At 40.8% G+C, this 10,146-nt stretch carries 9 protein-coding genes; 6 read left to right on the top strand and 3 right to left on the bottom strand.

What is annotated here, in order from left to right:
• Window positions 1-98: 98 nt before the first annotated feature.
• The 3 genes from TW85_RS24260 to TW85_RS24250 all read right to left on the bottom strand — a co-directional run bounded on the left by TW85_RS24260 (window position 99) and on the right by TW85_RS24250 (window position 3,332).
• Entirely contained in the window at window positions 99-1,079 is a 981-nt protein-coding gene (locus tag TW85_RS24260; RefSeq protein ID WP_046019724.1) for a malate dehydrogenase, read from the bottom strand.
• Between the two features lie 263 nt (window positions 1,080-1,342).
• Entirely contained in the window at window positions 1,343-2,440 is a 1,098-nt protein-coding gene (locus TW85_RS24255; RefSeq protein ID WP_046019723.1) for a malate dehydrogenase, read from the bottom strand.
• A 409-nt stretch (window positions 2,441-2,849) separates the two neighbouring features.
• Complete coding sequence (locus TW85_RS24250; protein ID WP_046019722.1) at window positions 2,850-3,332, bottom strand: Lrp/AsnC family transcriptional regulator; 483 nt, start codon at window positions 3,330-3,332, stop codon at window positions 2,850-2,852.
• Between the two features lie 275 nt (window positions 3,333-3,607).
• Between TW85_RS24250 and TW85_RS24245 the strand changes: the two genes are divergently transcribed.
• The 6 genes from TW85_RS24245 (at window position 3,608) to TW85_RS24220 (ending at window position 9,937) form a co-directional block, all read left to right on the top strand.
• Window positions 3,608-4,366: an aspartate/glutamate racemase family protein gene (locus tag TW85_RS24245; protein ID WP_046019721.1), complete on the top strand. Its 759-nt coding sequence runs from the start codon at window positions 3,608-3,610 to the stop codon at window positions 4,364-4,366.
• Window positions 4,367-4,403: 37 nt separating this feature from the next.
• Window positions 4,404-5,564, top strand: a complete 1,161-nt coding sequence (locus tag TW85_RS24240; protein WP_046019720.1) for a M20 aminoacylase family protein — start codon at window positions 4,404-4,406, stop codon at window positions 5,562-5,564.
• Window positions 5,565-5,623: 59 nt separating this feature from the next.
• The gene (gene dctP, locus TW85_RS24235; protein WP_046019719.1) at window positions 5,624-6,661 is read left to right on the top strand and encodes a TRAP transporter substrate-binding protein DctP; all 1,038 of its coding nucleotides are present in this window, start codon (window positions 5,624-5,626) and stop codon (window positions 6,659-6,661) included.
• Window positions 6,662-6,750: 89 nt separating this feature from the next.
• Complete coding sequence (locus TW85_RS24230; RefSeq protein WP_046019718.1) at window positions 6,751-7,266, top strand: TRAP transporter small permease; 516 nt, start codon at window positions 6,751-6,753, stop codon at window positions 7,264-7,266.
• A 56-nt stretch (window positions 7,267-7,322) separates the two neighbouring features.
• Window positions 7,323-8,669, top strand: coding sequence for a TRAP transporter large permease (locus TW85_RS24225; RefSeq protein ID WP_046019717.1), 1,347 nt, complete (start codon window positions 7,323-7,325; stop codon window positions 8,667-8,669).
• A gap of 74 nt (window positions 8,670-8,743) precedes the next feature.
• On the top strand, window positions 8,744-9,937 hold the full coding sequence (locus TW85_RS24220) for a Xaa-Pro peptidase family protein (RefSeq protein ID WP_046019716.1): 1,194 nt from the start codon (window positions 8,744-8,746) through the stop codon (window positions 9,935-9,937).
• Window positions 9,938-10,146 lie beyond the last annotated feature (209 nt).

Genomic DNA, 10,146 nt, shown 5'->3' with positions numbered 1-10,146 from the left:
CCTGATTGGCAAAAAATAGTTTTTAAACAGTAACTTAAAAAACAAAAAGCCAACTAAACATGGTTTAGTTGGCTTGCATTAAAAAAGTGACTACTGAATTAAGGCAGTAGATGATTAACTGAGGCTCTCTCTTCCATCAATTCATCTTGTGTTGCTAACATACGTGCTTTACTAAAATCAGTTAAAGCTAGCCCTTGTTCAATCTCACACACACCGTTTTGACAACGCATGGGGAATGAGTAAAACAAACCTTTTTCAATACCATAACTGCCATCACTAAAGGTCGCCATACTGACAATGTCATCATTTTCTGTACCTAATGCCCAATCATGCATATGATCCAAAATAGCCTGTGCAGCGGATGCCGCAGATGAATGTCCTCGCGCTTTAATAATCTCACTACCACGCTGCTGAATACGTGGAATTAACTCATTATGATAGTAAGTTTCGTCTATTTGTTTGAGTACAGCCTCACCTTCAACTTGCGCCTGAGTTAAATCTGGGTACTGAGTTGATGAGTGGTTTCCCCAAATAATGACATTCTCAACGGCTTCTGCGTTCACACCAAGGTGCTTAGCGACTAAGCCTTTCGCGCGGTTATGATCAAGGCGAGTCAAAGCACTAAATTGTTTTGGATCCAAATCAGGCGCATTACGAGAGGCAATCAAGGCATTAGTATTAGCAGGGTTACCCACCACCAGCACTTTTACTTCAGAATTAGCATAATCATTTAACGCTTTACCTTGGCGCTCAAATATTTGTGCATTAGCCGTTAAGAGATCATTACGCTCCATACCTGCACTTCTAGGCCTTGCACCAATTAATATCGCGTAATTTGCTCCGGCAAAACCTTCCTCAGGATTATCAAAAATACGAATATCCTGTAAAAGCGGCAAGGCACAATCTTCTAATTCAAGTGCTAATCCAGATAGAGATGTCATTGCCTGAGGCACTTCGACCAGTTGCAGTATGACAGGTTGATCTAATCCCAGCATTTCACCTGCTGCCAAGCGAAATAATAGCGAACTACTAATACCTCCAGACGCACCAGTTATAGCAATACATACGGGCTTTTTCATCATACTTCCCCTAATCAAATCTCTTATAGCTAAATCAATGAGAGGTTACCCTCCCCCATTCAATAAAATGAGATTACAGGAAAAAATCACAAAGTGAAACATACGTTTCACAATGTGAATCGAAGAAATTCAATTAACAAAAATAGACTAGTTTTATCGAATTAATCCATCATATCGACTAACAACATAGAGCTTTACCCATAAAAAAACCTGCCACATAAACTATGGCAGGTTTTCTAATTAACCTGATTTAGCTAAAAAGCCTATAGCAGACGATTTGTCTCTAATACCGCTGATCCAGACTTCAACAAACCATCACCAACCAAGGTTTTGCCTGAGCGAAGACAGATTGTAAGATTAGAGTGAGACTCTTCTGTTTCTTTAGGTAGTAGATGATTAACCGATGCTTTTTCTTCTAATAGCTCAGCTTCTGTTAATTTCATACGCTCTTGACTGAAGTCAGACAATTCAAGGCCTGTCACAATTTGATAACGGCCATAACGGCAGCGAACAGGGAAAGAGTAGAAAATTCCTTTTTCGATTCCATAACTACCGTCACTTACAATCGCCATGCTCACAAGTTCATCTTCAGCAGTACCTAAAGCCCAATCCCTCATATGATCGATAATCGCTTGTGCGGCAGACGCAGCAGAAGAGTGGCCTCTTGCCTTAATAATCTCACCGCCCCTTTGCTGGATACGTGGGATTAATTCATTCTTATAATAGGTTTCATCTAACTGGCCAATCACCTTATCGCCAAATATTTTAGCGTGGTTCAGATCAGGGTATTGTGTTGAAGAGTGGTTACCCCAAATAATTACCTTGTGTATCTCTTCCGCGTTTACACCTAAAGAGTTAGCAACCATTCCCTTAGTTCTGTTGTGATCCAAACGAGTCATGGCGGTAAACTGTGTTGGGCTTAAATCCGGCGCATTACGGCTGGCAATTAAGGCATTCGTGTTTGCAGGGTTACCTACAACGAGCACCTTAACATCACGAGCGGCCGTTTCATTCAAAGCACGACCTTGACGCTCAAAAATCTCAGCATTCGCCGTTAAAAGATCGTTACGTTCCATACCAGCAGAACGCGGACGAGCACCGATTAGAATTGCATAATGGGCATTTTCAAAGCCTGCTTCTGGGTTGTCAAAAATACGAATTGTGTGCAACAAAGGTAATGCACAGTCTTCCAACTCCATGGCTAAACCACGCAATTGCTCCATCGCTTGCGGCACTTCAATCAGTTGTAAAATAACTGGTTGGTCCGTGCCAAACATTTCTCCAGCAGCGACACGAAACAGTAAAGAACTACTTATTGCACCAGCAGCACCAGTCACAGCAATACGTACGGGTTTTTTCATTATTTTGCCCTTTTTAAGAGTTAAAATTGCCTAAAGATGATGATTTATATCGCACCACTTTATGTGAGCGATTTAACTTAAAACCATTAAAACATTCGTCATAAAACACTTTTATCTTAAGGCGACCCTAAACAAGCTCTATCAACCTTTTGATTAATCAATAACACCTAAATAGAAACACTCACTTCATTAAAGCAAGCGTTTTTATAACGTCTTAAAATTGTCTTATGCTCTTTATCTACTAGCAAAAATTAACGCATTTATTAGGACAACTAAAATGAATTTTCATCCCATTTTATTGAGCAAAATAAATATAAAAAATATTCAACATAATTAAACTGTATGGCGGTATTTTTAAAGATAAAAACACTTTAAAACCAAATAATTATAAGTATAAATCACTATTCAGCTAAAGCATTAACGGCACAGATAGACCGACTTTTACGGGATCCATCACCACATTCGTCTCAAAATGGCGGATATTTAAATTCTCAAAAAAGACTTGTCGTGTGAAAGCTTCATAGTCAGACATATCTTTCGCGGTGACCACTAAAATGAAATCCGCACTTCCGGTTACGTAATAACATTGTTGAACATAAGTATGGCGCTTCATTTCTTTTTTGAAGGTATCTAATAAGTCCAATCTCTCTCTTTCTAACGTCACTTGTACTATTAAAGTCACATTACGGTCGACTGCTTTTGGATTTACCACGGCGACATCTGCACTAATAATATTTTGTTCACGCATACGTTTCATGCGCCTTTGTACGGCGGCAGCAGATAACCCGATTTGGTCGGCAATTTGCTCTGATGTTGCACGGTTAGACTGTTGAATAATATCGAGAATTTTGGCATCGAAATTATCATAGTTACTGGATTGAAGATCACTCATAGAAGGCTTACCTACTTACTTTGTACGAGCTAATAAACAAAAGCGCGTATTTTAAAATTTAAAGACTGCTTTCATAGTGAAGAATTCTTACGTGAGTTTTTACGCATATTTACTTAAATTTTGCGGCGGTTCTTCATCCTGCCCTTGTTATTGCATGAATTTCCGCATTTCAAAGGCGTAGCATGGATACATGACTTAGCCACGTAGCAAAACTAAGACATACCTAGATTGAACACAGGACAAGTTAAACAGTCCGACACAGATAAGAGAGCATGATGAAAATAATAAACGTACAACATCAGCAACCTTTAGAACGTCTCGCTCCAGCAGGACGTATTGGTGTTATTTCTTTAGCGACAGATTTCAATATAGAAACGGATCTGTCGCGCATGTATCCAGATGATGTGCAGTTTTTTACCAGTCGAGTCAAAAACGTAAATCCTTTGACGATTGAGAACCTACGTACCATGGCGCCAGGTATCACAGATACGGCAGCAACTCTTTTACCAGGTACCCGACTTGATGCCGTCATGTATGCATGCACCTCAGGCACAATTGCCATTGGTGTAGAGCGTATCACTGAGTTAATTCAGCAAGCTAAACCCGGTGTACCAGTGACAAACCCTGTTACTTCAGCTTTAACAGCATTTAATCATTTCAAAGCCAAAAAAATCTCGATTCTTACCCCTTATACAGAAACTGTTAACCAAGAAGTTGCCGATTTCTTCAGCAATCAAGGATACGAAGTGCTCAGTATTGCAGGATTTGGTTTTGAAGATGATACAGCTATGACTTACATCACACCTCAAGATATCCAAGATGCCGCTCTTGCTACTTGCGATGAGAAAGCAGACCTCATGTTTATTTCCTGTACCGCATTACGCGCTTCTTTAGTGCTAGACACTTTGGAAGCAAAACTAAAAATCCCAGTGATTAGCAGCAATCAGGCCTTAGCTTGGCACAGCTTGCAATTGCTTCAATACCCTAAGCAAGTCACTGGATTTGGTAGCTTACTTTCACAAAAACACCTTTAAGCAGCCTTCACACCATTCATAAAAGAGAAGTTTAGATATGTCATTAGATCCACAATTGATAAAACAAATGACCCAATGGCGTCGTCATATGCATAGCTTTCCTGAGTGCGGTTTCGACCTACCACTAACAGCAGACTTTATTGCGGAAAAGTTAGAAAGTTTTGGCCTTGAAGTCATTCGTAATATTGGCAAACAAGGCATAGTGGCCGTGTTAAGAAGCGGTGATGGCCAAAAAAGTATTGGCCTTCGTGCCGATATGGATGCCCTCTTTATTAATGAAGAAAACACCTTCGCTCACTGTTCAAAACACCAAGGTCAAATGCATGCCTGTGGCCATGATGGTCACTCTGCCATGCTTTTAGGCGCTGCGAGTTATCTTGCTCAAACCAAAGACTTTAACGGTACGGTTTACTTTATCTTTCAACCAGATGAAGAGCATGGTGAAGGTGCACAAGCCATGATAGATGATGGTCTATTTGAGCGTTTTAAAATTGATGCAGTTTATGGACTACACAATATGCCGGGGCTCGCTGAAGGCAAATATATTGTGAGACCCGGTTCTCTAATGGCCAGCGAAACCAGTTTTGAAATTGTTGTAAATGGCATTGGTGGCCATGCGGCTATGCCACATAAAGGCGTTGACCCAATTGTTGTCGGCTCTCAAATCATTCTTGGATTACAAACTATCGTCTCTCGTAATCTCAATGCCATTGAAGAGACGGCCGTTGTTTCTGCCACAGAGTTTCTAACTAATGGCACAGTGAACGTTATCCCTTCACAAGTCACCATTAAAGGCGACTGTCGCTGCTTTAGTGAGGCAAGCCTTGCAAAAATTGAAGAGAGCATGGAACGCATTGTTTCTGGTATTTGCCATGCTGCGGGCGCGGAATATGAATTCACATTTACCAATGCATTTTACCCTACAGTGAACAACCCAATTCAAACGGAACATGCTATTGCAGCAGCGAACAAAGTTTTTGGAAAAGACAACGTTGATCCAGATTGCTTGCCTCTTACAATTTCGGAAGATTTCTCCAGCATGCTAAGGGTGAAACCAGGCTGTTACGCCCTTATTGGCAATGGGGTGGAATCTGTTGGTGGCTGTGCACTTCATAACCCTAATTACGACTTTAACGACAATATTCTTGGCTATGGCGCTCAATACTGGGTGCAACTAGTCACTGATCAATTGACCTAATTAATAGGCAATCAACCAAGCAAACCTTAACTCTAAAAATAAAATCTAAGGATATTCACATGAAAAAACTATTAACCACACTACTCGCAATGGGCATTAGCATGGGTGCTAGCGCAGAAACTTGGAAGTTTGCCTCAGAAGAAGATAAAAAAGATGTGCAAGATATCTTTGCACAAACCTTTGCTAAAACGATCAAAAAAGAATCCGATGGTGATATCCGTGTCAAAGTTTATTACTACGGCCAGCTTGGCACAGAGAATGACATTGTTGAGCTCACTGCCAAAGGCACAGTGCAATTTGTGTCTGTGGGTACTGGGCACCTAGGCTCATACGTACCTGAAGTACAAGCTCTGAGCGTACCTTACGTAATGGGCACAGAAACAGACGTTGTACGTGAAGTATTAACAGGAAGTAAAACCATTTATGAAGACCTTGCTGATAAGTTTGAGCGCGTAAACTTGAAGCTACTTACCATGATCTCAGAAGGTGAGATGGTATGGGGTGCTAATAAGCCTATCCGTAGTCCAGAAGATTTTGCTGGTCAGAAAATTCGTACTTTCACATCAACTATCCCAGTTGAAACTTATAAAGCTTTTGGTGCGACACCAACACCTTTATCTTGGGGCGAAGTCTATGGTGCACTTCAACTTAAAACCGTTGATGGCATGGTTAACCCTATCTACTTCGTGTACAACGCAAAATGGCATGAAGTACAAGATTACCTAATGCTACCTGGCCAACAGCCTTACGTAGGCACAGTGTCAACTAACAGCAAATGGTTCAACGGTCTTTCAAGTGAAAAACAAGCTATGGTTCGTAAAGCCATTAAGGTAGCTGAACAAGCCGCACATGATTACCAGTTAAAAATCAATGCTGAGAACATGAAGAAAATCATGGCTGAACGCCCTGACATGCAGGTTGTTACCCTAAACGCAGATGAACGTGCTCGTTTCAAAGCGTTAAGCACAAACCTACACGAGACCTACTACAATGTGGTTGAAAATGCTTATCAAGGTAGTGATAAAGCAGAAGCTCGTGCCGGTGCGAAGAAAATTCTTCAAAGCTTAATTCAAGAAGTTAACGACGCCTCTATGTAATACCTCAAGACTTAGACCTAACCCTATACGCAAGGACAGAGGTTAGGTCTAAGCATTTGTTTTAGTCTGCTTTATTAAGGTGTGTTCTTATGAAAAAAATCCTCTTTCACATCAGTCGTATTACTGAAACGATCGAAAAAACCATTGTTTTTTCGTCTATTCTGCTGATGATGGCCAATTCCACTGCAAACGCGATAGGTCGTTATGCTTTTGGCAAGAGCCTCTTCTTTTCGGAAGAACTCAACCAGTTTTTAATAGTTGCGGTTACCTTTATTGGTTTTGCTTACGCGGTTAGAAAAGGCCGTAACATTCGCATGACAGCGCTTTATGACTCACTTAATTTTCCGGCAAGAAAGTTCATTGCGACATTAATCGCCATTACAACAGGTCTTTTGATGTTTTACCTTTCTTATAAAGCCTATATCTATGTCATGGAAGTTAAAGACCTAAACCGTTTAAGCCCTGCATTACAGTTTCCTGTTTATTTGGTTTTCTCAATCATCCCTATTGGTTTAGCGATGGCAGGACTCCAGTACATTATTGCCTTCTTTATGAACCTTACCCATAAGGAGATTTACTTATCTCACGACACAGTTGATATCTAACATTGTGAGTCAGCATCAGGTTATCAGCTTCTTTAAGGTTTAATGAGTACCCTTTTATGAGTTCATTTATTGAGTTTTTTTCAGACATTATTGCCGGTGAATTAGACATTTATGTTGTCACTTTCACGCTTGTGGCAAGCATGGTTATTTTATTATTCTTAAGTTTCCCTATGGTGGTGCCATTAGCCGTTGGCGCTTTGATTGGCTTAATCCACTTTTCAGGCATAGATACAGGTGTTGTCATTCAACAAATGATCACTGGTATTTCCCCTAATGCTTTAATTGCCGTACCTATGTTTATTTTGGCGGCCGACATCATGACACGCGGCCATACGGCGAATAACTTATTAGGCTTAATTCAGGCTTTTATTGGCCATTTACGCGGCGGCCTGCCTATTACTGCTTGCATAAGCTGCACTCTATTTGGCTCTGTTTCAGGCTCGACACAGGCAACGGTTGTGTCTGTTGGCCAGATAATGCGCCCAAGATTATTACAAGCAGGTTATAAAGACAGTTTTGTCATGGCGCTAATTATCAATGCCAGTGACATAGCTTTCTTAATTCCCCCTAGCATAGGTTTAATTCTTTATGGCACATTGGCTAACACCAGTGTGGGTGAGCTCTTTATTGCCGGGATTGGACCGGGCATTCTGCTGGCTATCATGTTCTCAGCTTACTGCTACTTTTATAGCGTATTACAAGGCGACAGCATTACCTTAGTCGAAAAAGCGTCACTTAAAGAGAGAGTCACAGCGTTTAAAAAAGCACTGATTCCATTGGGTTTTCCTGCTTTAATTGTCGGTGGTATCTACTCTGGCGCGGTAACGCCAACCGAAGCGGCGTCCTTTTCAGTGCTTTATGCCATCATAGTTGAGTGCTTTGTTTATCGTCAGCTTAGCTTAAAAGATGTAATAGATGCGGCCCTAAGTACAGGCTTGATTACTGCCGTTGTTTTCATCCTTGTGGGTATGGGCCAAGCGTTCTCTTGGTACATTTCATTCGAACAAATTCCACAAGACTTACTTGCACCACTGAACCTTGAAGATGCTTCTAAAGAGTACATTCTCTTTGTAATTGCCTTAAGCTTTTTTGTGGGCTGCATGTTTGTAGATTCACTTGTCGTACTCGTGATTCTCACACCAATTTTTGTCCCTATCGTGGATGCTGCGGGCTTAGACCCAGTACTGGTGGGTGTCATGATTACACTACAAATGGCTATTGGGTCCGCCACACCTCCCTTTGGTTGTGATATTTTCACGGCAATCGCTATTTTCAATAAACCTTATATGGAAGTCATTAGAGGGACATTACCCTTCATACTTATTTTATTTACCATGTCGGCGTTATTGATCTATTTCCCTGATATTGCCCTATTACTTCGCGATCTGGCATTTTCTGGCTGACACTTAACTAAAACTTGCTAAGCATGATCTTATGATCATGCTTAGCACATTAAATACAGAGAATAAAAATAATCATGAATACAGAATTAATTGCACCACCACGTGGCTTTGATCAAGCTGAATTTGAACAAAGAACCGAAAGACTTCAAGCCTTAATGGGTCAACAAAATATTGATGCCCTATTTTTAACAACTGAGCCAGAATTTCGTTACTTCAGCGGTTTTAAATCCCAATTTTGGGAAAGCCCAACAAGGCCTTGGTTTTTAGTGATTCCTATTATGGGTAAACCGATTGCGATTGTGCCAGAAATAGGTAAAGCAGGCTTTGATGAAACTTGGATAGAAGATGTCAGGTGCTGGCCATCTCCTAGACCAGAAGATGACGGTATTAGCTTATTGAGAGATACCTTGATAGAGGTATCAACAACCAGTTTTAAAATTGGTGCCATGCTTGGTCCAGAAACACATTTACGTATGCCTGCTGATAACTACCAGTCTTTAAAGCGTGCATTAAATCAAAGTGTTGGACGCCACCAAATACAAGATATCAGTGGCTTAATTAGACAAGTGCGCAGTGTTAAATCTCCTGCTGAAGTTGCCAAAACCCGTTTTGCTTGTGAAGTTACGGCAGCAGGCTTTGATTATCTACTTGAAAACCTAAAAGCAGGCATGACAGAAAGACAAGCCTGTAAAGCCATGCAATTAGAAATGCTTCGCCTTGGTGCTGATACTTGCCCTTACCTTATTTCCGCATCCGGTAAAGATGGCTACGACAATATCATCATGGGGCCAACGGATCGCATTCTCACCCAAGGGGATGTATTAATCATAGATACAGGTGCGAATTTTGATGGTTACTTTAGTGACTTTGACCGTAACTATGCCTTTGGCCAAGTCGATAAACAAACCCATTATGCTTACGAGGCTGTTTACGCTTCCACAGAAGCAGGGCTAGAAACGGCGAGTGCAGGTAAAACCACAGGAGATGTCTGGAAAGCCATGTGGAATGTACTCGAAAATGCCGGTGCATTGGGTAACGATGTGGGCCGTATGGGTCACGGATTAGGCATGCAGCTCACTGAATGGCCTTCAAATGTCGAAAATGGTGACGTGACTTTAGAAGCTGGCATGATACTAACACTTGAGCCTGGGATGACCTTCGCACCAGGGAAAATGATGGTACATGAAGAGAACATTCTCATCACTGAAACAGGCTGCGAGTTATTACACAAACGTGCTTGGCCAAAGCTGCCTGTGATAAATAGGTAATTCAAACTCAATAAAGAAAAACAAAAATAGATAAACGGGTTATTACTAATACCCGTTTATCTGTAAGTACTTCAAATAAATATTGAATTGAAAAATATGTAATTAAAAACACGCTAATTTCAGGCAAGAAATTGCCCAGAAAACAGTTATTTATTACTTTTTTGTAAATTTTCTAACAAAGTGGCCTTAATACTTCTTCACACCTAGAA

The sequence above is a fragment of the Marinomonas sp. S3726 genome (assembly GCF_000967665.1).
In the GTDB taxonomy this organism is placed as follows: domain Bacteria; phylum Pseudomonadota; class Gammaproteobacteria; order Pseudomonadales; family Marinomonadaceae; genus Marinomonas.
The sequence above is the reverse complement of the archived record's forward strand: the minus strand, read 5'-3'. Positions and strand labels throughout refer to the sequence as shown.

Bases quoted from the DNA above. Each gene is read 5' to 3' on its own strand.
- TW85_RS24260 (WP_046019724.1), bottom strand. From the start codon at position 1,079: ATGAAAAAGCCCGTATGTATTGCTATAACTGGTGCGTCTGGAGGTATT.
- TW85_RS24255 (WP_046019723.1), bottom strand. From the start codon at position 2,440: ATGAAAAAACCCGTACGTATTGCTGTGACTGGTGCTGCTGGTGCAATA.
- TW85_RS24250 (WP_046019722.1), bottom strand. From the start codon at position 3,332: ATGAGTGATCTTCAATCCAGTAACTATGATAATTTCGATGCCAAAATT.
- TW85_RS24245 (WP_046019721.1), top strand. From the start codon at position 3,608: ATGAAAATAATAAACGTACAACATCAGCAACCTTTAGAACGTCTCGCT.
- TW85_RS24240 (WP_046019720.1), top strand. From the start codon at position 4,404: ATGTCATTAGATCCACAATTGATAAAACAAATGACCCAATGGCGTCGT.
- dctP (WP_046019719.1), top strand. From the start codon at position 5,624: ATGAAAAAACTATTAACCACACTACTCGCAATGGGCATTAGCATGGGT.
- TW85_RS24230 (WP_046019718.1), top strand. From the start codon at position 6,751: ATGAAAAAAATCCTCTTTCACATCAGTCGTATTACTGAAACGATCGAA.
- TW85_RS24225 (WP_046019717.1), top strand. From the start codon at position 7,323: ATGAGTTCATTTATTGAGTTTTTTTCAGACATTATTGCCGGTGAATTA.
- TW85_RS24220 (WP_046019716.1), top strand. From the start codon at position 8,744: ATGAATACAGAATTAATTGCACCACCACGTGGCTTTGATCAAGCTGAA.